The organism is Rhodococcus sp. OK519, from assembly GCF_003051005.1.
Taxonomy (GTDB): domain Bacteria; phylum Actinomycetota; class Actinomycetes; order Mycobacteriales; family Mycobacteriaceae; genus Prescottella.
Genome location: NZ_QAOW01000003.1, coordinates 303,971 through 328,226, shown reverse-complemented (window position 1 = coordinate 328,226; position 24,256 = coordinate 303,971). Strand labels below are relative to the sequence as shown.

The 24,256-nt window shown below is 66.5% G+C and carries 22 protein-coding genes; 15 read left to right on the top strand and 7 right to left on the bottom strand.

Features of this window, described 5'->3' with window-relative positions; all coding sequences use genetic code 11:
* Position 1 precedes the first annotated feature (1 nt).
* Both C8K36_RS11490 and C8K36_RS11485 read right to left on the bottom strand, forming a co-directional pair.
* Complete coding sequence (locus C8K36_RS11490; protein WP_107984603.1) at positions 2-1,123, bottom strand: acyl-CoA dehydrogenase family protein; 1,122 nt, start codon at positions 1,121-1,123, stop codon at positions 2-4.
* Positions 1,124-1,145: 22 nt separating this feature from the next.
* Positions 1,146-2,327 (bottom strand): acyl-CoA dehydrogenase family protein, encoded by a 1,182-nt coding sequence (locus C8K36_RS11485; RefSeq protein WP_107984803.1) that lies wholly within the window; start codon positions 2,325-2,327, stop codon positions 1,146-1,148.
* A 281-nt stretch (positions 2,328-2,608) separates the two neighbouring features.
* On the opposite strand from C8K36_RS11485, the gene C8K36_RS11480 reads away from it, so the two are divergent.
* From C8K36_RS11480 to C8K36_RS11425, 12 genes are all read left to right on the top strand, one after another.
* Positions 2,609-2,797 carry a ferredoxin gene (locus tag C8K36_RS11480; protein ID WP_107984602.1) on the top strand — a complete coding sequence of 63 codons (189 nt, stop codon included), beginning with the start codon at positions 2,609-2,611 and terminating at the stop codon, positions 2,795-2,797.
* A 118-nt stretch (positions 2,798-2,915) separates the two neighbouring features.
* Positions 2,916-3,827, top strand: a complete 912-nt coding sequence (locus C8K36_RS11475) for a 3-oxoacyl-ACP reductase (protein ID WP_107984601.1) — start codon at positions 2,916-2,918, stop codon at positions 3,825-3,827.
* A 633-nt stretch (positions 3,828-4,460) separates the two neighbouring features.
* Complete coding sequence (locus C8K36_RS11470) at positions 4,461-5,225, top strand: MlaE family ABC transporter permease (RefSeq protein WP_107984600.1); 765 nt, start codon at positions 4,461-4,463, stop codon at positions 5,223-5,225.
* Positions 5,226-5,245: 20 nt separating this feature from the next.
* Positions 5,246-6,097 (top strand): MlaE family ABC transporter permease, encoded by an 852-nt coding sequence (locus tag C8K36_RS11465; RefSeq protein ID WP_107984599.1) that lies wholly within the window; start codon positions 5,246-5,248, stop codon positions 6,095-6,097.
* 11 nt (positions 6,098-6,108) lie between these two features.
* On the top strand, positions 6,109-7,290 hold the full coding sequence (locus C8K36_RS11460; protein ID WP_107984598.1) for an MCE family protein: 1,182 nt from the start codon (positions 6,109-6,111) through the stop codon (positions 7,288-7,290).
* Complete coding sequence (locus C8K36_RS11455) at positions 7,290-8,324, top strand: MCE family protein (RefSeq protein WP_107984597.1); 1,035 nt, start codon at positions 7,290-7,292, stop codon at positions 8,322-8,324. Before C8K36_RS11460 ends, C8K36_RS11455 begins: the two co-directional genes overlap by 1 nt.
* The gene (locus C8K36_RS11450) at positions 8,311-9,363 is read left to right on the top strand and encodes an MCE family protein (RefSeq protein WP_107984596.1); all 1,053 of its coding nucleotides are present in this window, start codon (positions 8,311-8,313) and stop codon (positions 9,361-9,363) included. Before C8K36_RS11455 ends, C8K36_RS11450 begins: the two co-directional genes overlap by 14 nt.
* The gene (locus C8K36_RS11445) at positions 9,360-10,664 is read left to right on the top strand and encodes an MCE family protein (protein ID WP_107984595.1); all 1,305 of its coding nucleotides are present in this window, start codon (positions 9,360-9,362) and stop codon (positions 10,662-10,664) included. Before C8K36_RS11450 ends, C8K36_RS11445 begins: the two co-directional genes overlap by 4 nt.
* Positions 10,661-11,884: an MCE family protein gene (locus C8K36_RS11440; RefSeq protein WP_107984594.1), complete on the top strand. Its 1,224-nt coding sequence runs from the start codon at positions 10,661-10,663 to the stop codon at positions 11,882-11,884. The genes C8K36_RS11445 and C8K36_RS11440 overlap by 4 nt, the downstream gene beginning before the upstream one ends.
* Positions 11,881-13,293 (top strand): MCE family protein, encoded by a 1,413-nt coding sequence (locus C8K36_RS11435; protein WP_107984593.1) that lies wholly within the window; start codon positions 11,881-11,883, stop codon positions 13,291-13,293. Before C8K36_RS11440 ends, C8K36_RS11435 begins: the two co-directional genes overlap by 4 nt.
* Positions 13,260-14,045 carry a hypothetical protein gene (locus tag C8K36_RS11430; protein WP_146176489.1) on the top strand — a complete coding sequence of 262 codons (786 nt, stop codon included), beginning with the start codon at positions 13,260-13,262 and terminating at the stop codon, positions 14,043-14,045. The genes C8K36_RS11435 and C8K36_RS11430 overlap by 34 nt, the downstream gene beginning before the upstream one ends.
* Positions 14,042-14,620 carry a h domain protein gene (locus C8K36_RS11425; RefSeq protein ID WP_258195379.1) on the top strand — a complete coding sequence of 193 codons (579 nt, stop codon included), beginning with the start codon at positions 14,042-14,044 and terminating at the stop codon, positions 14,618-14,620. Before C8K36_RS11430 ends, C8K36_RS11425 begins: the two co-directional genes overlap by 4 nt.
* Positions 14,621-14,693: 73 nt before the next feature.
* Here the strand turns inward: C8K36_RS11425 and C8K36_RS11420 are convergent, their stop codons facing one another.
* On the bottom strand, positions 14,694-16,223 hold the full coding sequence (locus C8K36_RS11420; protein ID WP_107984591.1) for an alpha,alpha-trehalose-phosphate synthase (UDP-forming): 1,530 nt from the start codon (positions 16,221-16,223) through the stop codon (positions 14,694-14,696).
* Positions 16,224-16,257: 34 nt separating this feature from the next.
* The gene (locus C8K36_RS24805; protein ID WP_181319510.1) at positions 16,258-16,431 is read right to left on the bottom strand and encodes a hypothetical protein; all 174 of its coding nucleotides are present in this window, start codon (positions 16,429-16,431) and stop codon (positions 16,258-16,260) included.
* A gap of 138 nt (positions 16,432-16,569) precedes the next feature.
* Here C8K36_RS24805 and C8K36_RS11415 point away from each other — a divergent pair, with 138 nt between their 5' ends.
* Together C8K36_RS11415 and C8K36_RS11410 are read left to right on the top strand one after the other, a co-directional pair.
* Positions 16,570-18,267, top strand: coding sequence for an ABC transporter ATP-binding protein (locus C8K36_RS11415; RefSeq protein WP_107984590.1), 1,698 nt, complete (start codon positions 16,570-16,572; stop codon positions 18,265-18,267).
* Positions 18,264-20,042, top strand: a complete 1,779-nt coding sequence (locus C8K36_RS11410) for an ABC transporter ATP-binding protein (RefSeq protein WP_107984589.1) — start codon at positions 18,264-18,266, stop codon at positions 20,040-20,042. Before C8K36_RS11415 ends, C8K36_RS11410 begins: the two co-directional genes overlap by 4 nt.
* A gap of 99 nt (positions 20,043-20,141) precedes the next feature.
* Here C8K36_RS11410 and C8K36_RS11405 read toward each other — a convergent pair whose 3' ends face one another.
* The 3 genes from C8K36_RS11405 to C8K36_RS11395 all read right to left on the bottom strand — a co-directional run bounded on the left by C8K36_RS11405 (position 20,142) and on the right by C8K36_RS11395 (position 23,242).
* Positions 20,142-20,999, bottom strand: a complete 858-nt coding sequence (locus tag C8K36_RS11405) for a tyrosine-protein phosphatase (protein WP_107984588.1) — start codon at positions 20,997-20,999, stop codon at positions 20,142-20,144.
* A gap of 108 nt (positions 21,000-21,107) precedes the next feature.
* A complete protein-coding gene (locus tag C8K36_RS11400) occupies positions 21,108-22,136 on the bottom strand; it encodes a phosphatidylinositol-specific phospholipase C (RefSeq protein WP_258195378.1) in 1,029 nt (342 codons plus the stop codon).
* Positions 22,137-22,303: 167 nt separating this feature from the next.
* Positions 22,304-23,242 (bottom strand): methionyl-tRNA formyltransferase, encoded by a 939-nt coding sequence (locus C8K36_RS11395; RefSeq protein ID WP_107984587.1) that lies wholly within the window; start codon positions 23,240-23,242, stop codon positions 22,304-22,306.
* A 112-nt stretch (positions 23,243-23,354) separates the two neighbouring features.
* Between C8K36_RS11395 and C8K36_RS11390 the strand changes: the two genes are divergently transcribed.
* Entirely contained in the window at positions 23,355-24,155 is an 801-nt protein-coding gene (locus C8K36_RS11390; protein ID WP_107984586.1) for an alpha/beta fold hydrolase, read from the top strand.
* Positions 24,156-24,256 lie beyond the last annotated feature (101 nt).

Genomic DNA, 24,256 nt, shown 5'->3' with positions numbered 1-24,256 from the left:
GTTACGCGGGCGTCGCGGCCAGTTCCGCGCCCAGGCGGCGAAGCTGGTCGGTGGCCGAACCGAGTAGAAACTCCTGACGCTTGGCCGCGAGGAAGTACCGGTGCGTCGGGTGATCCTCGTCGAGTCCGACGCCGCCGTGCACGTGCACGACGGTGTGCGCGACGCGGTGCCCCGCGTCTGCCGCCCAGAACTTCGCAGTCTCGATCTCGCCCTCGATCGGCAGGCCCTCGGCCAGACGGAACGCCGCCTGCCACAGCGTCAGGCGCACCCCCTTGACGTCGATGTACGCGTCGGCGAGGCGCTGCGCGACGGCCTGGAAGCTGCCGATCGGTCGGTCGAACTGCACGCGCTCGCGGGCGTAGTCGGCGGTCATCTTCAGTGCCTGGTCGAGCACGCCGAACTGGAAGGCGCTCGAGCCGACGGAGCCGCGGTCGACGATCCAGTCGACGATCGCCGCGCCGTGCTCGACGCTGCCGAGTACGCGGTCGTCGTCCAGGCGGACGTCGGCGAACTCGACGATGCCGGTGCTCCCGAAGTCCGTCGTCTGCTGGCGGGCCACGGCGACGCCGGCGTCACCGGCCTCGACCAGGAACACCACGGTGCCGTTGTCGGTGGCGGCCGGAACAAGGAACAGGTCGGCGATCGGCGCACCGTCGACGACGATCTTGGTGCCGCGCAGCGTCCAGCCGTCGGCCGTCTTCTCGGCGCGGGTCACGGGCGCTGCCGGGTTGTCGTTGAGTTCTTCCGCGAGCGCGACGGCAAGGATCTTGGAGCCGGCGCCGGCCGGGGCGGCCCACTCCGAACACTGTGCGTCCGAGCCGAACTCGGCGATCGCGCCGGCCGCCATGACGATCGACGACAGGTAGGGGACGGGGGCGACGCCGCGGCCCAGTTCGATCAGGATGCTGGCCTGCTCGAGAACGCCGAATCCGTCGCCGCCGACGGACTCGGGCAGTGCGGCGCTGAGCACCCCGGAGGTTGCGAGGGCGTCCCAGAGCTTGCGATCGAAGCGGTCCTCGGCGGAGTCGAGTTCGCGTAGACGCTCGTTGGTGACGATGTCGGTGACGATGCCGCCCGTGAGACCCGCGAGGTCCTGCTGGGCTTCGGTGAGGGTGAAGTCCATGACTTTGTCCCTGAGTCCTTTCTTATCGCTTCGATGCGGGCTGACCGAGGGCGGTCATCGCGATGATGTCCCGCTGCACCTCGTTGGTGCCGCCGCCGAAGGTGAGGATCAGTGCGGAGCGGTGCATCCGCTCGAGGCGTCCGCGGAGGAGGACGCCGGGAGAGTTCTGCCGGACGGTGGCGGCCGGGCCCATGATCTCCATGAGCAGGCGGTATGCCTCGGTCGCGAACTCGGTGCCGAAGACCTTGTTGGCGGACGCGGCCTCGGGACCTGGGGCGTGATCCTCCGCAGAGGCGATCTCCCAGTTCATGAGCTTGAGGTACTCGGTCTTGGCGTGCACCCGTGCGAGATTGATCTGCACCCACTCCTGGTCGATCACGCGCCGGCCGTCGGCGAGCTTGGTGTTCTGCGCCCACTCGCGCACTTCCTGCAGCGCCGTCATGATCGGGCCGGCCGATGTCAGCGCGACGCGCTCATGGTTGAGCTGGTTGGTGATCAGTCGCCAGCCGCCGTGCTCCTCGCCGACGAGCGAGGTCTGCGGGACGCGGACGTCCTGGTAGTAGGTGGCACTGGTGTCCGGGCCTGCCATCGTGTGGACCGGCGTGTGCGAGAAGCCCTCGGCGGTGGTCGGCACGATCAGCATGCTGATGCCGCGGTGCTTCCGGGCGCTCGGATCCGTGCGGCACGCCAGCCAGATGTAGTCGGCGTACTGGATGAGGCTTGTCCACATCTTCTGGCCGTTGATGACGTAGTCGTCGCCGTCCTTGACCGCGGACGTGCGAAGCGACGCGAGGTCGGTGCCGGCTCCCGGCTCGGAATAGCCGATCGAGAAGTGCAGCTCACCCGCCGAGATCTTGGGGAGGAAGAACGCCTTCTGCTCGGGGGTGCCGAAGTGCATGATCGTCGGTGCGACCGAGTTGATCGTCAGGAACGGCACCGGTGCGCCGGCGATGGCGGCCTCGTCGGTGAAGATGAGCTGCTCCATCGCGGAGCGTTCCTGCCCGCCGTACTCCTTGGGCCAGCCCAGCGTGAGCCAGCCGTCCTGGCCCATCTGCTGGACGACCTCACGGTAGACATTGCCTTCGCCGTACTCGCCGGTGGTCGCGGCGAGCGCCTCACGGCGTTCGGGGGTCATCAATTTCGCAAAGTAGCTTCGCAATTCTTCCCGCAGCTGCTGCTGCTGCGGGGTGTAGGTGATATCCACGCGGTTGTTCTCCATTCCAGAGCAATCGTCGGCGCTGATTCGCCCGATTCGGCACTGAGTTCTGGAATGATCGCGAGCACGGCTGATCGTGTACGAGGCTGTGACAGCGGCCTTTCCGTCACCGGTGCCGACCGCGCGGTCGGCGCCTAGAGGAGGGTTGTCCGAATCATTGCACAGCAGTGAAACGGGTTCTAGTCTTATGGCGAAGTGTCGGTGCGCCACAGCCCGGTGCGCAGCGCTTCCGTCCAGTCTTTCGAACGAACGTGAAATGAGGAACCGTCATGGAGGTAAGGGTCGACAGGGATCGCTGCGAGGCCAACGGTGTCTGCGTCGGAATCGCTCCCGACATCTTCGATCTGGACGACAACGAGGAGCTGCTCATCTCCGCCGCCGTTCCTCCGGCCGATAGGGAAGCCGACGTGCGTTCGGCAATCGCGCAGTGCCCGCGCGCGGCGCTCACCGAGCACTAGCGCCACCCTTGCGGCCAATGTAGAACACGTTCTACATTGGCCGCGTCGTCGACAGCCGCGGCGACGAGGCACCGACCGGCGCGAGGCCGGTCGACGTCACCGGTACGGGAGTGCGTAGATGAGTGCAGGCAGTAGTCGCGAGGTCAGCTTGGAGGGCAAGGTCGCGATCGTGACCGGATCGGGGTCCGGCCTCGGTCGGGCCGAGGCGATCGGTTTGGCCCAGTCGGGCGCTTCCGTCGTCGTCAACGATCTTGCGGTCAACGACACCGTCGAGTCGACGCTCGACGAGATCCGTGCCCTCGGTGGCAAGGTCGAGTTCATCGCGGGTGACGTCGCCGAACGGTCGACGGCGGACGCCCTCATGGCGGCGGCGCAGGGGCTCGGCGGCGTCGACATCGTCGTCAACAACGCGGGAATCGTCCGCGACCGCATGCTTTTCGGCATGTCTGACGAGGAGTGGGATCTCGTCCTCAAGGTGCACCTGCGTGGTCACTTCCTTCTGTCCCGCAATGCGGCCACCTTCTGGCGCGACAAGTCGAAGGCCGACGGTGCCCCCGTCTACGGACGACTGATCAACACGTCGTCGGAGGCGGGCTTACTCGGTCCTGCCGGCCAGCCGAACTACGGCGCCGCGAAGGCCGGTATCACGGCGCTGACACTGTCGGCGGCGCGTGGACTGTCCCGCTACGGCGTCCGCGCCAACGCCATCTGCCCGCGCGCACGGACGACGATGACGGAGTCCGTCTTCGGTGATGCTCCCGAGGGGCAGATCGATCCGCTGTCACCCGAGCACGTCGCTGCGCTCGTGTCGTACCTGGCGTCGCCTGCCGCGGACAAGGTCAATGGTCAGGTCTTCGTCGTCTACGGCCCCATGGTCGCGCTCATGGCCGCGCCGGTCGTCGAGCAGCGTTTCGATGCGGATGCGCAGTGGACCCCAGCCGGCCTCGCTGACGAGATGGGTGGCTACTTCGAGAACCGTGATCCCGAGCGGATGTTCTCCGCCTCGGAGGCGCTCAAGTCGCTGGGCTGATCGCGCCCGGTTTCGATCCAGACGATCCCGCAATTCCCCACGTAACGGGGGATTGCGGGATTTCCGATACATGTAGGAAGAAAGGCGACAAAATGAGTCGGACGTGGATGCGTCCGGGCGTCGTCTTCGATGGGCGGCCGCTTTCGAGTGGGCCCGCCGCCGAACGCTGTACTGGTGTCTAGAACGCGTTCCATTTTCTGACCTGCTCCGCCGCGCCGAAGGTATAGCCGATCCTGCGGCAGGCGACCGCTCGGGTGTGGCGCCCAGGATATCGCGGAACTCTTCGGGCTGCTGTGTTCCGTAGTCTCGGCGGATGGCGCAAACCTGGGTATATACGCAGGTAGATGACGCCGTATGGACTCTATGGAGATGTCCGCGGCGAGGTCATTCCGGTCCGCTCCATATCGTCGATGGGCCGGTTCTCGCCTTCGGGTGGACTCGGGAGTGGCGACGCGTGATCCGGTTTCGGCGGTGTATTCGCCCAGATCTTTGACAGGTGAACACGTTCTAGTTAATATGACCTGGGTCACAGAGCGTTTGTCCTGTTCGGACGCCCTGGGGGGTGTGTTGTGCCGCACATGCTGCGGCCGCACGCATCGAACGTTCATGACGAGGATTGGTGAGGAGGGAAACGTGGTCGACCTCCTCGAGGTACCTCTACGAGCCGCCGGCGGATTCTTCGCGATGTCGGCAGACACGCTCCGGGCAGTCTTTTCGCGCCCGTTCCAGCGCCGGGAGTTCATCGATCAGGCGTGGTTCGTCGCGCGCGTTTCGATGGTCCCGACGGTGCTCGTCGCCATCCCGTTCACCGTGTTGGTGAGCTTCACGATCAACATTCTCCTGCGCGAGATCGGCGCGGCCGACCTCAGCGGCGCGGGCGCGGCCCTCGGGGCGGTCACGCAGGTCGGCCCCATCGTCACGGTGCTCATCGTCGCCGGCGCCGGCGCGACCGCGATCTGTGCGGACCTCGCGGCCCGAACTATCCGCGAGGAGATCGACGCGATGAGGGTGCTGGGTATCAACCCGATCCACCGCCTCGTGGTGCCGCGCGTGCTCGCGTCCACCGTGGTCGCGCTGCTCCTCAACGGTCTCGTCTGCACCATCGGCATCCTCGGTGGCTTCCTCTTCTCGGTGTACGTCCAAGACGTCAACCCTGGTGCGTTCGTCAACGGCATCACCTTGCTGACCGGCTTCGGGGAACTGATGATCTCGATGCTCAAGGCCGGTCTGTTCGGCATGATCGCGGGCCTGATGGCTGCATACCTCGGCATGAACGTCCGCGGTGGCGCGAAGAGTGTCGGTGACGCGGTCAACCAGACCGTCGTTTTCTCGTTCATGGCGCTGTTCGTGGTCAACGTGCTCATCACCGCCATCGGCATCAAGTTGACGTCCGGGTGAGTGACAGGGTGGTGAATTAGATGGCTCTGGTGGCATCGGGACGTTTCGTCCGCACACGACGGCGTCTGTCGCGCGCATCGCGCTCGACCGACCGGGTCGGTGAGCAGGCGCTGTTCTTCTGGCGCGCGCTCGCATGGTCCCCACGCGCGCTGCTGCATTACCGCCGGGAAGTCCTGCGTCTCATCGCCGAGATCAGCATGGGCACAGGCGCGCTGGCCGTCATCGGCGGCACGGTGGTCATCGTCGGATTCCTCACGCTGTTCACCGGCGGCACCATCGCGGTGCAGGGCTTCAGCTCGCTCGGCAACATCGGTGTCGAGGCGCTCACGGGCTTCTTCGCCGCCTTCATCAACGTGCGTATCGCAGCGCCCGTCATCGCGGGTATCGGTCTGGCTGCCACCATCGGCGCCGGCTCCACCGCTCAGCTCGGCGCCATGCGGGTCTCCGAGGAGATCGATGCCCTCGAATCGATGGCCATCCCGTCGATTCCGTACCTCGTCTCGACGCGCGTCATGGCCGGCATCATCGCGATCGTCCCGCTGTACTCGCTGGCGGTCATCGCGTCCTTCGTGGCCAGTCGTTTCGCGACAGTCGTACTCAATGGGCAGTCGGGCGGCGTCTACGACCACTACTTCACGACCTTCCTGATACCGACGGACATTCTGTGGTCGTTCGTGCAGGCGATCGTGATGGGCGTGGCCGTGATGCTCATCCACACCTACTACGGCTACAACGCCAGTGGCGGCCCGGTCGGTGTCGGTGTCGCGGTGGGTAATGCCGTCCGCGCCTCGCTCATCGCCGTCGTGACGGTGACCCTGCTGATCTCGCTGGCGATCTACGGCCAGTCCGGCAACTTCAACCTCTCGGGATAGGCGGAGGAGCGATGCCCGAATCAAGGTGGAAGAAGAAGCTCGCCGCGGCCGTGATGGTGTTCAGCATCGTGGCGATCGTCGTCGTGGCACTGACGATGTTCGTCGGTGGCTTCACGAAGACCGAGTCGGTGACGATCACAGCCTCGCGCTCAGGTCTCGTGATGGAGCCTGACGCGAAGGTCAAGCTCCGTGGGGTCGAGGTGGGCCGGGTCGCGTCGATCGACGAGGTCGACGGCCAGGCGCGGATCAAGCTCGCGATGAATCCGTCGCAGATGCACCTCATTCCGTCGAATTCTCCCGTCGAGATCAAGTCGACCACCGTGTTCGGCTCCAAGTACGTCAACTTCGTCACGCCGAGCGATCCGTCGCCCAAATCTCTGCAGCCGGGCTCGGTGATCGGCGCAGAGAGCGTCACCGTCGAGTTCAACACGCTGTTCCAGAACCTGTCGACGCTGCTGCAGCAGATCGAGCCTGAGAAGCTCAACGCGACCCTCGGCGCCATCTCGTCGGCGCTCAACGGTCGTGGCAACGAACTCGGCGAGCTGCTCGGTGAGACCGACGCGTACCTGAAGAAGATGAATCCGACCCTGCCGCAGCTGAAGCGGGACCTCGCCGCTGCGGCCACCGTGACCAACACGTACGCCGACGTCACGCCGGATCTGATGACGCTGCTCGGCAACCTCACCGCCACCAGCGGCAGCATCGTCGAGGAGCGGGAGAACCTGCGGATGACTCTGGAGAACGCCGTCGCCCTTGCGAACAACGGAAACCAGTTGCTCACCGACAACGAGGCAAACCTGACGCGCGCACTTGCGCTGCTGGAGCCGACCACGGCGCTGCTGTCGGGCTACTCGCCGGCGATCTCGTGCCTCATCATCGGCCTCAACAAGGCCCGACCGATGGCCGAACAGATCGAGGGCGGTAGCCAGGCAGGCTTCGCGATGAGCTCGAGCTTCCTGGGCGGCCTCGAGCCGTACACGTACCCGCGCGATCTGCCCAAGGTCAATGCCACGGGTGGCCCGAATTGCTGGGGGCTGCCCGACTTCGATCCGAGGCGTGACGGTAACGCGCCGTTCGTGGTGACCGACAGTGCGAACACCCCCTACATGCCGGCGACGAAGACGACCATCAGCATGCCCACGCTGTTCCAGATGCTCTACGGCGGAACCCCGGTTGCGGAAGGTCAGAACTGATGCGCGCGACCACAGTCAAGTTCCTCGCGTTCACCGTCGTGATGGTGCTGATCTTCGCCGGTCTGGCAGTCGTGTTCAGCCAGGCCCGATTCAGCAGCACCGACGGCTACCGTGCCCAGTTCACCAACGCTTCCGGACTCAAGTCGGGGGAGAAGGTCCGGATTGCCGGCGTCCCGGTCGGCACCGTCAAGGGTGTCGAGGTGGGGTCGGACAACCTCGCGTACGTCAGCTTCGACGTCGACACGAAGTACCCACTGCTGCAGAGCACCCGGGCAACGGTCCGCTATGAGAACCTCGTCGGAGACCGATACCTCGAGCTGCTCGACGGGGAAGGCTCGCCTGAGACGCTCTCCAAGGGACAGACGATCCCGGAGTCGCAGACGGCGCCGGCTCTCGATCTGGACATGCTGCTCGGTGGCTTCAAGCCTCTGCTCCGTGGCCTCAGCGCCGAACAGGTCAACGACCTGAGCGGAGCGCTGCTGCAGGTTCTGCAGGGGCAGGGCGGCACGCTGGTGTCGCTGCTCGGTAACACCAGCTCGTTCACGTCGACCCTCGCGGACCGGGACAAGCTGATCGGTGACGTCATCACGAACCTGAACACCACGCTGACGACGATCAACGACAAGGGCGATCAGTTCTCGAGCACCATCGACCAGCTTCAGCAATTGGTGAGTGGTCTCGCCCAGGACCGTGATCCGATCGGCGCCGCAATCCCGAAGCTCGCCACGGCCACCGACGACCTCGCGCAGTTGCTTCAGGGAGCGCGTCCCGATCTGCAGTCGACCATCGCTCACGCGGGCGAACTCGCGACGAACCTGCAGAACGGCCAGGACGACATCAACTGGGTGCTCGAGCGGCTGCCCGAGTCTTACCGGAAGCTGATCCGAGCTGGTTCGTACGGTGCGTTCTTCCAGTTCTATACGTGCGAGGTGGCATTCAAGTTCTCCGGACCCGACGGGAAGGAGTTGCGGGTGGAACTGCCGACCACACCGCTTCAGACGACGGGGAGGTGTGCATTCAATGGCGAAGGGTGAGCGGAATCTCACGCGAATCGGCATCATCGGTGTCGCTGTCTCGGCGTGCCTGGTGCTGGCCGGATTGCAGTACGACCGACTGCCGTTCCTCTTCGGCAACGTGAGCTACGAGGCGCTGTTCGAGGATGCCGGCGGGCTGATGCCCGGCGACTTCGTGACTGTCGCCGGCGTGAACGTCGGCAAGGTGGAGAACATCGAACTCGACGGCACCGAGGTCCGGGTTCGATTCTCGATGAACGAGGGCATCCGCCTCGGCGACAGCACCGGTGCCGACATCAAGACCAATACCGTTCTCGGGCGTAAGTCGATGCAGGTGACGTCCGAGGGATCCGACGTCATGCGGGTCGGCAGCACCATTCCGTTGGAGCGCACCAACTCTCCGTACTCGCTCAACGACGCGCTCGGTGATCTCACCTCCACCGTCGCGGATCTCGACACGAACCAGCTCAACGATTCGCTCAACGCGGTGTCCGAGACCTTGTCGGACACCCCGCCGGAATTGCGGGCGGCGCTCGACGGCGTCACCAGGCTGTCGCAGAGCATCAACTCGCGGGACGAGTCACTGAAGGACCTGCTGGGCAAGGCAGAGGACGTGACGAAGATCCTGGCGGACCGCAGTGACCAGATCAACTCGCTGATCCTCGACGGCAACCAGTTGCTCGGTGAGCTGGATCGCCGCCGGAACGCGATCAGTGAGCTGATCACGAACGTTTCGGCGGTCTCACAGCAGCTCACTGGTCTGGTGCAGGACAACGAGCAGCAGATGAAGCCGACGCTCGACAAACTGAACGCCGTCGTCGCGAATCTGCAGAACAACAAGGACAACATCGGCCAGGCGCTGGAGGGGCTCGCGCCGTACGCGCGCTCGCTGGGTGAGGCCGTCGGCAGCGGCCCGTTCTTCATGGCCTACGTCGCGAACTTCAGCGTCAGTCCGATGGTTCAGACGGTGGTCGACCAACTGTTGTGGCCGGAGCATGTTCCGCAGGACCTATCCCAGTTCCCGCCATTGAAGACCGAGCTCAAGGATCCGAACCGATGAGCGACGAACAGCAGCAGACAAGTACCAGGAAGAAGTGGCTGACGATCGGCGGCACCGCCATCGTCGTGGTTGCTGTTCTCGTGGCAGGGGTGATCTACCTGTTCCCCGGGTTCGGAAAAACCACCATCACGGCGCAGTTCCCGTCCACGACGGGCTTGTACGCCGGCGACGACGTCCGCGTACTCGGGGTCAAGGTCGGCTCCATCGAGAGCATCGACCCGAACGGAACCGGCGCGACCGTCGTGATGAATGTCGATCGTTCCGTGGACATCCCGGCCGATGCCAAGGCGGTCATCATCGCGCCGAGTCTCGTGGCCGCGCGGTTCGTGCAGCTCACCCCGGTCTACGCCGGGGGAGAGTCCATGGCGGACGGCGCCGAAATCCCGCTCGACCGCACTGCGGTTCCGGTGGAGTGGGACGAGATCAAAACCGAGCTGACCAAGCTGTCAGATGCACTGGGCCCGCAGGGCGGCGCGGATCAGGGGTCGCTCGGCAACTTCATCAACACGGTCGGCGACAACCTCGACGGCAACGGCGATGCACTGCGCGACACGCTGCGCGAGCTGTCGGACACGATGAAGACTCTGTCCGACGGACGGACCGACTTGTTCGCGACCATTCGGAACCTTCAGGTGTTCGTGTCGGCACTGTCGTCGAGCAACCAACAGATCGTGCAGTTCGGCGGGCGCTTGCAGTCGGTGTCCTCCCTGCTCGCGGACACCAGCGACGAACTCGGAACGGCGTTGCAGGATCTCGATGTCGCGATCAGTGATGTCAACCGCTTCGTCACCGACAACCGTGCGTCACTCACCGAGCAGGTCGGCCGACTGGCGGACGCGACGTCGGTGCTCGTCGAGAAGCGTCCCCAGCTCGAGCAGGTGTTGCATGTCGCGCCGAACGCGCTGGCGAACTTCAAGGACATCTACACCCCCAAGCAGGGATCCGTGAACGGCGTGCTGGCCGCGAGCAATGCGAGGAACCCGATCACGATGGTCTGTGGCCTGATCGCAGGGCTCGAAACCAACGATTCGGATCGTTCGGCAGACCTGTGCGCGCAGTTCCTCGGACCTGTGCTCAACTCGATCACCACGAACTACCCGGCCATCCTGACGCGTGTTGCGGATGCACAAGGCGCTCGGCCCGACCAGCTCGCCTACTCTCCGTCGAGTCTCGCCGGCCAGGTGCCAGAGCGGTCGGCGCAGGGACCGTCGTCCGCCGAGCTGGGGCCACTCGGATCAATGCCGTCGGTCCAGGTCCCCAAGGATCTCGGGTCCCTGCTGAATCCGGGAGGTGGGCGATGACCGGGAATCGCAAACGTGCCCGGGTGGTGGCCGCTTCGGCCATCGCCCTGACACTGAGCATGGCCGTGACGGGCTGCGAGTGGAACGGACTCAACTCGGTTCCGTTGCCCGGCACCGAAGGTGGTGGTGAGGGCGCATATACCGTTCAGATCCAGATGCCGAACGTGACGACCATGTCGCAGAACTCGCCTGTTCGCGTCAACGACGTCACGGTCGGCGCGGTCACCGGCATCGAGGTCCAGGACTGGCACGCCCTGGTCACGGTGTCGCTCAACAAGGACGTGCAGCTTCCTGCCAACGCGACGGCAAAGATCGGACAGACCAGCCTGCTCGGCTCTCAGCACCTCGAGCTTGCTCCGCCTGTGGGAATCGCTCCGCAGGGCAGCCTGAAGGACGGGGATGTCATTCCGCTCGAGCGGGCGGGAGCCTATCCCACCACCGAGCAGACGCTGTCGTCGCTCTCGGTCGTGCTCAACGGCGGTGGCCTTGCGCAGATCAATGACATCACCCGAGAACTCAATGAGGCATTCGACGGCCGGGAGGACTCGATCCGGGATCTGCTGCCGCAGCTCGACCAACTCGTCGGCAGTCTTGACGACCAGCGCACCCAGATCATCTCCGCGATGGAGGGAATCGATCGACTCACCGGAACCGTCAACCAGCAGACCGACACGCTGAACCGTGCCCTCGACGGCATTCCGCCCGCGCTCGAGGTGTTGGTGGCGCAGCGTCAGAATCTGACGAATGCCCTGGTGGCACTTGGTAGCTTCAGCGACACCGCGACGCGGGTGATCAACGAGAGCGGCGACGACCTGAAGGCAAATCTGGCCTCGTTGTCCCCGCTGTTGGCGCAGCTCGCCGGCACCGGAAACAACCTCACCGAGGTGCTGTCGCTGATGCTGACCTTCCCGTTCACGATGAAGTACATGGATCAGGTGTTCCAGGGTGACTACGCAAACCTCAACATGATGATCGATCTGACGAACGAGCGGCTGACCACCAACTTCATCGACCAGACGGGGCTCGGACCGACACTTGCCGGTGTCGAGGGCGCGCTCGGGACGTTGGCGGGCACGGCCGGCCAGGCCAATGACCCGCTGCGGATCCCCGATCCCAAGAAGCCCGACCTGATCCAGCCCGAGCCCAAGCCTGCGACGGCCGACGACGTTCAGCCGCTGCAGATTCCTGGCCTTCCGCGACTAGGAGTGCCGACGCCATGATGCTCTCGAGGTTCGTCCGAATCCAGTTGGTGATCTTCTCGATCCTCACTGTCATCGGGCTGGTCGTGATGGCCACTCAGTACGTACAACTGCCCGCCTTGTTCGGCATCGGGCAGAACCGGATAACCGTGCAGCTCCCTGCGACCGGGGGGCTGTATACGAACGCCAACGTCGCTTTCCGTGGTACCAACATCGGCAAGGTCGAGGACGTCGTGCTCACCGAGAACGGTGTGGACGCGAAGCTGTCGATCAGCAGCAGCTACGACATCCCGGCGGATCTCGACGCGGCCGTAAAGAGCGTGTCCGCAGTCGGCGAGCAGTACGTGGACCTGATTCCGCGCACCGACTCGGAGCCGTATCTCGAGGACGGCGACGTGATTCCCGTGGATCGCACGAGCATTCCACAGGACGTCGGCGTCATGCTCGATCAGGCGAATACGCTTGTTCAGAGCATCTCGAACACCCAGTTGCGCACCGTCGTCGACGAGTCGTTCAAGGCATTCAACGGCGCCGGTCCGGATCTGCAGCGGCTGATCGACTCGGCACGCCTGTTCGTGCAGGAGGCCAACGCCAACTCGGACGCCACCACGACGCTGATCGAACAGGCCGAGGGCCTGCTCGACACGCAGGTGGTGACGAGCGACGCGATCCGGGCGTGGACACAGAACCTGGTGACCTTCTCGAACCAGTTGCGCACCAGCGATCCACAGATCCGCAGTGTGCTCGCGCAAACGCCGAACGCAGCGAGCGAGGCCAACGCTCTGTTCCAGGAGCTGAAGCCGACGTTGCCTTTGCTGCTCGCCAATCTGGTGAGCGTCGGCGAGGTCTCCACGATCTATCACAAGAGCATCGAGCAGGTGCTCGTGATCTATCCGCCGCTGGTGTCGTCGCTGCTCACCATCGCGATGAAGGGTCCGATCGACGACGGTGCGATCGTGAACTTCGCACTGCAGGTGAACGATCCGCCGCCGTGCACCACGGGATTCCTCCCCGCCGACCAGTGGCGTGCGCCGAACGAGAGGACGACTCCTCCCACGCCTTCGGACCTGTTCTGCAGGGTGGCTCAGGACGACCCGACGACCGTCCGCGGTGCGCGCAACTACCCGTGCATGGAGGTCGCGGACAAGCGGGCAGCATCGCCCGAGGAGTGCCGCAGCCCAGCAGGTTACGTTCCGCTGGGCAACAACCCGCCCAGTGGGCCACCGCAGGATCCGTCTGTACCCTCGTACACGACGGCTCCGGCGAGTGCTGGGAGTGCGAATGTGCCTGCCACAGCGCGCCCCTACGACCCGACGACGGGCAAGTACGTCGGGCCCGACGGCCTGCTGTACTCGCAGCCGGGGCTCGCGGGAGGAACACCGAGGGAGGACACGACGTGGCAGACGATGATGACACGTCAGCAGGGCTGACGTCCGACGAGCACAAGCGGCCGATGCGTCGGCGCGCCAGTCGGAGTGCGGGACCGGCGAGCGACAATGGCCCGCGGTCGATGGAGGGCCCTCGGGTTGTCGACTCGGGTGGGGCCCCCGCGGGCACGATCACGTTGGAGAAGAATCGAACCCCGACAGTTGAGGCTGTCGAGGTCGACGAAGCAGTCACGAAGACCGAGACGGTTGTGCCCCCGCTGTCGGCAGGTGAGACCGCGTCGGAGGAATGGCACCCGGTCGCGCCCAAGAAGAGTCGCGGCCCGCTGGCCGCTGCGATCGCATTGGGCTTGGTGATCGTCGCACTTCTCGGTGTCGGCGGATGGCTACTGTTCGAGCGATCGGCCGCAAACGATCGTGACGCTCAACGGCAGGCGTTCGTTGACACCGCTCAGCAGACAGTGCTGAACCTGACGACCATCAAGCCGGATACGGCCAAGGAAGACGTCGAGAAGATCCTGGCGGGGGCGAGTGGCGAGTTCAAGTCGGAGTTCGACGGTCGTGAGGATCCCTTCGTCAGCATCGTGAAGGAGGCCGGCGTGACCACCGTCGGCCGTATCGTCGGGACAGGTTTCGAGGGCGAGAATGGAAACACTGCAAAGGTTCTCGTTTCGGCCCGCGCTGATGTGAGTTCGGCGAACGGGGACCAGAACGGCCCCCGTGACTTCCGGATGCGGGTCACCGTGACCGACGACAACGGGACGTTGACGGCATCGAAGGTGGAGTTCGTGCCGTGACCGAGAATCGTGCCGAGAATGAGGGTGGTGGCGTGAGCACCGAGCCGGATGCGCCGCGGACCCAGGCCACGCCAGGGTCTGTTCCTACGAAGTCATCGCTGCCGACTGCGCTCATCGCTGTCGCCGGAGTGGTGGTTGCCGCGCTCCTGGTGGGCGTCGGGTTTCTGGGCTGGGGCTACTTGCAGGACCGTGCGGCTGAACAGGCCCGCACGGACGCGGTCCAGGCCGCGACTGTCCAGGCAGCCGCGATGCTGTCCTACAACTTCAACGAGGTCGATCAGCAGTTGGCTGCCGCCGGTGACGGTCTCACGGGTGATTTCAAGGCCGACTACGACAAGTTGGTGAAGGAGACGATCGCTCCGGGCGCCAAGGAGAAGAAGATCACCGTCGAGGCCACCGTGCAGGCGGGGGCTATCGAATCGGCGAGCCCGAACGACGCGGTGGTACTGCTGTACGTCAACCAGATCACGACCAGCGAAGAGATGCCGGACGCCGCGACAACGGGCAGTCGGGTGCGCATGGAGATGCACAAGGACGGCGATCGTTGGCTCACCGGACGCCTTAGCCCGGTGTAGTCGGCCGTCGGCCGCTCGAACCGAAATGGGCTCCCGCGCAATGCGGGAGCCCATTGTCGTTCGGTCGGGGTGCCTACTCCGTGTACTCGCCGTCGGCGGGCAACAGAGCGGATCCGGCGACGCCGCCCTGGCTCAGTGCGTCCAGGAAGGACCGCGCCCACCGGTCGACGTCGTGCGCGAGAACCTGGCGGCGCAGGGCGCGCATCTGGCGGCGGCCGCTCTCCGGGTCCAGGTTGAGTGCATCCTCCATCTTGTCCTTGACGTCGTCGAGGTCGTGGGGGTTGCACAGAAAAGCCTGGCGGAGTTCGGCTGCGGCACCGGTGAATTCACTCAGCAGCAGGGCGCCGCCGAGGTCGCTGCGGCACGCGACGTATTCCTTGGCGACCAGGTTCATGCCGTCGCGCAGTGGTGTCACGAGCATGACGTCGGAGGCGACGAAGAACGCGATCAGTTCGTCGCGGCCGATGGGGCGATGGATGTAGTGCACCACCGGACGGCCTACCTCGGCGTATTCGCCGTTGATGCGGCTCACGGTCTGCTCGATCGCACCGCGCATCTGCACGTAGCTCTCGACGCGTTCGCGGCTCGGGGTGGCCAGTTGCACCATGACGGTGTCGGCCGGGTCGACCCGACCCTCGTTGAGCAGTTCGTACAGCGCGTCGAGGCGGACGTCGATGCCCTTGGTGTAGTCGAGGCGGTCGACGCCGAGCATGATGTGCTTGGGGTTGCCCAGTTCTTTGCGAATCTGCTTGGCGCGGTCTCGGATCGACTTGCGGCGCGAGATCTCGTCGAGCTTGCCGGAGTCGATGGAGATCGGGAAGGCGCCGACGCGGACGTTGCGGAATCCGACCTGCACCACACCGAGCTTGGAACGCACGCCGACCGACCCTCGGGACGTCTGCTGACCGGCGAGCCGCCGAGCCAGGAACATGAAGTTCTCGGCGCCGCCGGGCAGGTGGAACCCGATGAGGTCGGCGCCGAGCAGGCCCTCGACTATCTCCCGTCGCCACGGCATCTGCATGAACAGCTCGACCGGCGGGAACGGGATGTGCAGGAAGAAGCCGATGGTGAGATCGGGGCGCAGCATCCGCAGCATCTTCGGCACCAGCTGCAGCTGGTAGTCCTGGATCCAGACGGTGGCGCCCTCGGCAGCCGCGTTCGACGTGGCCTCGGCGAAGCGTCGGTTCACCTCGACGTACGCGTTCCACCATTCGCGCCGGTACTCCGGCTTGACGATGACGTCGTGGTACAGCGGCCACAGTGTGGCGTTGGAGAAGCCCTCGTAGTAGTCGGCGACCTCTTGCGCGCTCAGCGGCACGGGGTACAGGTCGAGACCGTCCTCGACGATCGGATCGAGATCTATGTCGGGTACACCGGGCCAGCCGACCCATGCGCCCTTGTTGTTGCGCAGGATCGGTTCGAGAGCGGTGACGAGCCCGCCGGGGCTGCGCTTCCAGCGGGTCGTGCCGTCAGGGAGTCGCTCGAGGTCGACCGGAAGGCGATTGGCGACGACGACGAAGTCGGAGCCTCCGCGATCGGTGCCGGCGTGCTGGGCGGCCGCGGCGCCCTCGGAACTGGTCGATAATCCCGAGAGCTCAGCCACGGATTCCCTGCTCTTTCCTCAGTTGTGTGTTTCGTCAGTCGAGCTTGACAGCCGGTCCGATGCCGAGCATCGAGAGCAGCATGCGGCACTCGTCGGCATCCGTGGCGTAGGCGGCAACGACACGCTGCGCCTGTCGAGCGGTCTCGTCGGCTACGGGCTCGAGTTCCTCGTCCGCGATCTCGTTCTCGGCGGTCGTCTTCGCGGCCATCTTGTTCCTTCCGGCTTGCTGCTACTTCATGAGCAGGTAGTTCCTGACTGCGACTCTATGAGAACCGCCCCGGTCAGCGCCACTCACCACCCGGTTAGGGTCTACTTACCTACGCTGTGGTCGAGGGCTGGAGGGTTGATGGCAGGTGGTACCGCGGTTCTGCGCCGCACGCTGACACGGAATCGTGCACGTCTGATTGCCGGGACGGCGCTGGTCAGCGTGCACCAGGTGGCCGAGACGGCGGTGCCGATCGCGATCGGGGTGATCGTCGACCGCGCGGTCGAGACCGGTGACGTGACGGCGCTGGTCGTGTGGCTGGCCGCGCTGGCCCTGCTGTTCGTGGTGCTGACCTCGGCCTGGAGGTTCGGTGCGCGTTTCATCGTGCTGGCTGTCCAGCAGGAGGCGCATCGTCTGCGCGTCGAGGTCGCGGGCCGGATCCTGGACTCCCGGGGCGTCCGCACGGACCTCCGCGCGGGTGAGTTGCTCACCGTGTCGACGTCCGACGCCGACAAGGAGGCGTGGATTCTCGACGTCGTCCCACGGGTGGCCGCCGCGCTGACTGCAATGGTCGCGTCGGCGATCGCGTTGCTGGTGATCGACGTCCCGCTGGGGCTCGCGGTGCTGATCGGCACGCCGGTGATGCTGGGTCTGCTGCAGGCGGCGGCGCCGCTGATCACCCGTCGGGCCTCCGCCCAGCAGGCCACCACCGCACGCGCGGCCGGAATGGCCACCGACCTGGTGAGCGGTCTGCGGCCGCTACGGGGCATCGGAGCGGAGTCGGCCGCCACGCAGCGCTATCGCGACGTCAGTCAGGGCGCGTTGGCCGCCACGATGCGGGCGGCGAAGGCGACCGGTGTGTTCGTCGGGGTGTCGATGACGGTGAGCGCGCTGCTCGCGGTGTCGGTCGCCGGGTTCGCGGGCTGGTTCGCGCTGGAGGGGCGCATCTCCGTCGGTGAGCTGATCACCGTCGTCGGGCTGTCTCAGTTCATCGTGGAACCACTCGGCATGCTGGCGCGGGTCCCGGGCTTCTACGCGAACGCGCGGGCATCGGCGGACCGGCTGGCGCTGGTGCTCGACGCCGAACCTCTGCTGCCCGCCGGCAGCACGCAACCGTCCGGGGCGAGCGACGTCGAACTGCGTGCCGTCGCGTACCGGTCCCTGACGGGCGTCGACCTCGCCGTCGCCTCGGGCGAACTGGTGGGTGTGGTGGCGTACCGGCCGGAGGATGCGGAGGCGCTCGCCGACGTCCTGTCCGGACAGGTGCCCCCGGATCGGTACGAGGGGGAGATCCGCGTCGGTGGCGTCCCGCTGGCCGATCTGGGGCTCACACACGCCCGTCGGACCGTGCTGGTCGAGCCGCACCACACCGATCTGTTCGCCGGGACCGTGCACTCCAACGTCACCGCCGGATCGCCGGGCGCCGACCACGACGCGGTGCAGCACGCGCTGCGGGCGTCGGCCGCGGTCGATGTGGTCGAGGCACACGCCGCGGGCCTTGACCACGAGGTGACCGACCGGGGCGCGAGCCTGTCGGGTGGTCAGCGACAGCGTGTCGCGCTGGCCCGCGCGCTGGCGGCGCGGGCGCCGGTGATGGTGCTGCACGACCCGACCACGGCAGTCGACGCCGTCACCGAACACGCGATCGCCGACGGCATCGCGACCAGCCGGCACGACGGCACCCGCGCGCACTCGACGATCCTCGTCACGAGCAGCCCTGCGCTGCTCTCGGTGACCGACCGCGTCGTGATCGTCGACGACGGCCGCACCGTCACCGAGGGCACCCACGCCGGCCTGTCGGCAACCGACGAGAACTACCGGAAGGCGGTGCTGCGATGAGCGCGCCGGAGCAGCAGTTGCTGCCCATCGCATCGGCGTCGGAGAGCTGGCGCTGGCTGCGCGACGCGATCGGTCGCCGCAAGGGACTGGCCGCGCTGACGCTGCTCGTCGGGCTGATCGCGGCTGCGGCCGCGGTGGTTCCGGTCTATGTGTTCGGTGTCCTGGTCGACCGCGTGCGCGAGGGTGCCCCGGCGTCGACGATCGTCGGGGTCGTCGCGGTCATCACGGTCGCCGCGATCGTCGCGGGCGTGCTCACCGGTCTCGGGTCCTATCTCATAGCGAAGCTCGGGGAGGGTGCTCTCGCCGGACTTCGCGAGCAGGTGGTGGGGCGCGCACTGCGGTTGCCGATCCCCACGATCGAGCGAGTCGGCAAGGGCGACCTGCTCTCTCGCGTCGGCGACGACGTCGCGGTGATCGGCAAGGCCGTCGCCGACGTCGTGCCGAGCCTGGTGTCGGCACTGTTGCTGGTGGTGCTGAGCATGGCGGCGATGGTCGGCATCGACTGGCGTCTGGGACTGGCGGGCATGGTCGCGCTGCCGATGTACGCGCTGGCGCTGCGCTGGTACCTGCCGCGGTCCGGTCCGCTGTACGCGCAGGAACGCGTCGCGATGGGCCGTCGCTCACAGGCACTCATCAGCAGCATGCAGGGTGTGCGCACGGTCCGCGCGTACGGACTCGAGGAGAGCCACCTCGGCGACATCGACCGGGCGTCGGCCGACGCCCGCAATCTGGCCGTCGGCGTGTTCGGCTTGTTCACCCGGTTCGCCGGTCGCGGCAACCGCGCCGAGTTCGTGGGCCTCGCGGTGATTCTCGCGGTCGGCTTCGCGCTCGTGAAGCAGGACGTCGTCACCGTCGGCCAGACCACCGCCGCGGCGTTGCTGTTCCACCGCTTGTTCAATCCGATCGGCACGCTGCTGTACACGTTCGACGAGGTGCAGTCCGCGGGCGCGAGCCTGGCCCGTCTCGTCGGGGTCGTGAAGATCCCGGAAACGGCCGACGTGGGCACCGGTGTCGAGCCGTCCGACGCGTCCCTCGATGTGGTCGACGTGCGGCACAGCTACGACGGCGGCCACGAGGTGCTGCACGGGATCGACCTGCGCATCGCGCCGGGGGAGCGGGTCGCGTTGGTCGGCTCGACAGGTGCCGGTAAGTCGACCCTCGCGGTGCTCGCGGCGGGATCGCTGCCGCCGACGTCGGGGACGGTCCGGATCGGCGGTGTGCCGCTCGCGGATCTCGGCGCCGACCGGTTGCGGCGGCACGTCGCGATCGTCAGCCAGGAGGTGCACGTGTTCGCGGGCCCGCTAATCGAGGACCTGCGTCTGGCCCGGCCGGACGCGACGGTGGACGACGTGACCGCCGCCCTCGACACCGTCGGCGCGTTGTCGTGGGTGAACGCCCTCGAACACGGCCTCGACACCGTCGTCGGCGAGGGTGGGCACGGCCTGACTGCGGCGCAGGCACAGGAATTGGCGCTCGCGCGACTGGTCTTGGCCGATCCTGCCGTGGCGATCCTCGACGAGGCGACGGCTGAGGCCGGCAGTGCCGGCGCCCGCGAACTCGAGCGTGCCGCCGATGCCGCTACCCGGGGCCGCACGACGCTCGTCGTGGCGCACCGGCTCACGCAGGCGGCCGCCGCGGACCGTGTCGTGGTGCTCGAGCACGGCCGAATCGTCGAACAGGGCACGCCGGCCGAGTTGGTCTCGGCGGGTGGACGTTACGCGCAGCTCTGGGCGGCATGGGAAGGCGCGGCCGAGCGGGTAGTCTCTCCCACCTAGCGGTCCTCGGAGAGGTGGTCCAGGAGGTCATCGAGAGAGCTGCATTCACCGCCGCCGCTCAGCGCCTCGCTCGGCCGAACGCGGATCCCGCTGTCGGGGTCAGACGAGTAGCCGGGCCCGCAGGGTGTCGATGGTCTGCTGGTCGATGCCCAGGCCCTTCCTCGCATAGTTGTCGATGCCACCGTACAGACGGTCGACTCGGGCGAACGCGCTGTCGAGCCAGGACTTCTCGACGGCGTCGTCGCGGCCGAGGTGCGTGGTGCTGGCCAGGAAGTCTTGGTACACAGCCCCTTTCGGGACCCCGAGGAGGCTGAGCAGGACGGCCGTGCCCCAACCGGCTCGGTCCTTGCCGGCGCTGCAGTGATAGACGGTGGCGCCGTCGGTGTTGTGGGCGATCGCGGTCAGTAGGTCACGGAAGGCGACGTCGGCGCCGCGGTAGGTGACCATCAACGGGTAGCCGATCGAATGGCGAATGTCCGACGAGCCGTTCGTCGCCGCGTCGATCAGCGCGCGGCCCAACGTGAGCGGCACGAATTCGTGGAACGCGATGCCGTGCTCGGACGAGACGACGTCGGCCACCTGATAGCGGACGCCCTCCGGGATCCGGTCACGATCCTTCCTGCGTTCCCACCTGTTTCGCAGGTCGACGTCGAGCGTGACCTGTGCGGCAGTGAGAATTGCGAGGTCGGCATCGGTGAGCGAACTGAGCTTGTTCGACCGGTACACCAGGCCGGTACGGACCATCCTGCCGTCGTGCGTCCGATAGCCGCCGATGTCGCGGAAGTTTCTCGCGCCCAGAAGGCGGATCGCGGGGGATCCGCCGGTGTCGGTGTCGGTGTCGGCATCGACGTCGGTCTCGGGACTTACGAGCGGGGCGGAGGCTGCGCGGGCGACGAGGGCCAGCACGGCCACGATCAACAGCAGTAATCGGTTGAACGCGGTACGTATAGATCGCATGGGCCCTCGCGACTGACGACGGATGCGGACGGCCGAGTGCCGCTGCGGGTTCGCACGGAGAGTAGCCGTTCGATGTCCGTTGTGTCCGCAGAATGAACAGGTCGGCGGTCAGCTGAAGTTGCGGGCGATGATCGTTTCCACCAGCGCAGCGGTCGGGAAGTCGGCCATCACGACGCCGGTTCGGCCGGTGCCGGTGGTCCGGAGGTAGTTCTCTGCGCAGGTGAGCATCCCCGGTGTTCCGGGGACTCCCTTGGCGACGGTGATCGGCACGGTTCCGGTCGCCATCACGGCCGGCGATGCTCCGGTCGCACTGAGGTGGTTGACGAACAGGGTTCCGAAGTCTTCGAGGGCCGCCCGCTCGAACTGGGTGCGGGCCGTGTCCCACTTCGTCTTTACCGCAGCAAGATTGGGCAATGTGAAGTCGTCCTGGATATCCATGCTCGGGCCCGCCCATCGGGGGCCGTACACGGCGGTGGCGGTGAAGTCCTGCAGCACGACAATCTTGCCGCGTGTCTCGCCGAGCGTCGGGATTCGTCCGTCGTACCCGGCGGGAGGCGTCCACAGGTGCGCGGCCAGCAGATCGCGGGTGTCAGGGTTCTCGTGGATGTACCAGTCCAGTGTCGCCTGGTACGTCCGGGTGTTCTCCTCCTCCGTGTACTCCTTCTTCAAGCGCATCAGCACGGTCTCGCTCGGGTTCGCCTGGAGGAAGGCGGTCACGGTCCGTACGACGTCGGTGAAGTTGGCATGCAGGTATTCGAGGTCGTGATGGATCGGGAAGACGTCCCGGAAGTGGCGGGTGCGGATGTCGAACGCACGCAACCCGGCCTGAAGCTGAACGGGCAGAACGAAGTCCTGGGTGAGGGTCGGGATCGATGAGTTGTGCGCCATGGTGTCGTGGCTTCCCGGCAGCGACAGTTCAGCCAGATTCGCACTGTCCGGAAGGAGTCGCATCCAGTCGGGGGCCGAAGAGGTGTCGAGATCGCCGCGGCCGAAGCTGCCGGCCGCCACATCCGCACTGCTGACGCTCGATGTGGCAGTCGCCAGGGTGGGATGCATCGGCAGAACGAGTAGCAGTGGACCGGCGGCGAGCGCCCGGAGCACGGTGCGACGTCCGGGACGGGGCGCGGCGTAGGGCATGGCGGGCCTCCCTTCGCGGGGCCGGCCCGCTCGAGAACGGCTGCTCTCGCCTGTCGGCGAAGCGCGCCCAGTATGGCAAGGAAGTCGTGGTGGCGGAGTCGGTTCGACGATCACCCTCCTTCGCCGCGCAGCCGGCGTGGTCGCGAACCGGGTTTAGCCCCCGGAGTTCAGCGCCCCAGGTATCCGCCGCCGTGCGGGAAGAACTCCTTGCCCGACATCTCGGTGCCGTCGTCGAGACGCACGCGCTCGACGACCAGGCCCTTGTTCTGCCCGGTGCGGGCGTCGGGGCCGGCGACGATGACCATGCCGTCACCCTCGTGGATGAACACGCGGCCGGGGGTGCCGCCGTAGTTGCCCGTCGACACCGACGACGCCAGGATGCGGATCCGTTGCCCCTTGAACGTGGTGAACGCGTTGGGGTACGGGTCCGATTGGGCGCGCACGAGGCGCTCGATGGCGTCGGCCGGCCAGGTCCAGTCGATGCGACTGTCTTCGTCGGAGCGCTTGTGGAAGAACGTGGCCTGCGTGCGGTCCTGCGGCATCCAGTCGGTGCGGCCCGACTCGATGAGCGCGAGGGCGTCGAGCGTGATGGGGCCGATCATGTCGACGGTGCGGTGGAACAGGTCGGTGACGGTGTCCTTGGGGCCGACCGGCGTCGAGCGCTGCAAGACGATCTCGCCGGCGTCGAGTTCGGAGTCCATGAGGTGCGCGGTGAGGCCCACCTCCTCCTCGCCGTTGATGAGCGCCCAGATCAGCGGCGAGAAGCCGGTGTACTTGGGCAGCAACGAGTCGTGGATGTTGAGGGTGCCGTAGCGCGGGGCGTCGAACACGTCGCGCGGCAGCCAGGTGCGCCAGTTGTTGGCAACGATGATGTCGGGCCGGGCCGCCTTCAGTGCGGCCTTGAAGTCCTCGTCGGGCTTGTCGGCGATGTGTACCGGCACACCGTGCTCGGTCGCGAGGTCCGCGACGGAGTCGGCCCACATCTTCTCGTAGGCGTGGTCGCTCTTGGGGTGGGTGACGGCGAGCACCACCTCGTGATCCGAGTCGAGAACAGCCTGCAGGGTACGGTGGCCCCAGGTTTGGTAGCCCAGCGTGGCGACTCTCAACGCGATCCTCCGGGACGAGTTGGTCAGTTTCAGCCGCCGGTCGCGACGACCCTCGAGATTTAGGTTACCCAACCCTATTTGCTGCAGTTCAACCGCCATGAGGAAGGCCGACATGCCCATCGCCACCATCAACGGGATTCCTCTGAACTACCAGGTGAAGGGCGACGGTGATCTCGTCGTCCTGATCATGGGCACGGGAAGCCCCGGGCGGGTGTGGGACCTGCATCAGGTTCCGGCGCTGGTGGGCGCGGGCTACCGCGTGTGCACGTTCGACAACCGCGGCATCGCGCCGTCGGGGGAGAGTGTCGACGGCATCACGATCGAGGCGATGGTGGCCGACACGGCGGGCCTGATCGAACTGATCGGTGGACCGGCGCACGTCGTCGGCACGTCGTTGGGCGCACGCGTCGCGCAGGAACTCGCGCTCGCCCGGCCCGACCTGGTCCGCAAGGCTGTCTTCCTCGCCGGGCACGCCCGGATGGACCAGTTCCAACGCACCCTCAACGAGGGCGAGCGGGAACTCGAGGCCGCAGGCGTCACGCTCCCGGCCAAGTACCGCGCCGCGGTCACCGCGGTCATGAACCTGTCTCCCGCGACGCTCGCCGACCAGCACGCCGCCCGCGACTGGCTCGACGTCTTCGAGTTCTCGGGCGGAAAGGCGTCGGCGGGCGTCCGCGCCCAGTTGGCGATGAATCGTGAGTTCGACCGCGCACAGGCCTACCGGGCGATCACGCGTCCGTGCCTGTCCGTCGGTTTCGCCGACGACCGGATGATCCCGGCCTACCTGTCCAAGGAGGTGTCCGACGCGATCCCGGGTGCGGTCTACCAGGAGATTCCCGACGCCGGTCACTACGGCTACCTCGAGCGCCCCGAGGCCGTGAACAAGGTGGTTCTCGACTTCCTCGCGGGCTGACACCCCAGTCGACCCCGGTCCCTTCCCTCCCGCGTTTCGCGCACTTGGCGCGCTGCGGGCCCCTCGCAGGTCGCGACAAGTGCGCAAAACGCGAGGGGTGG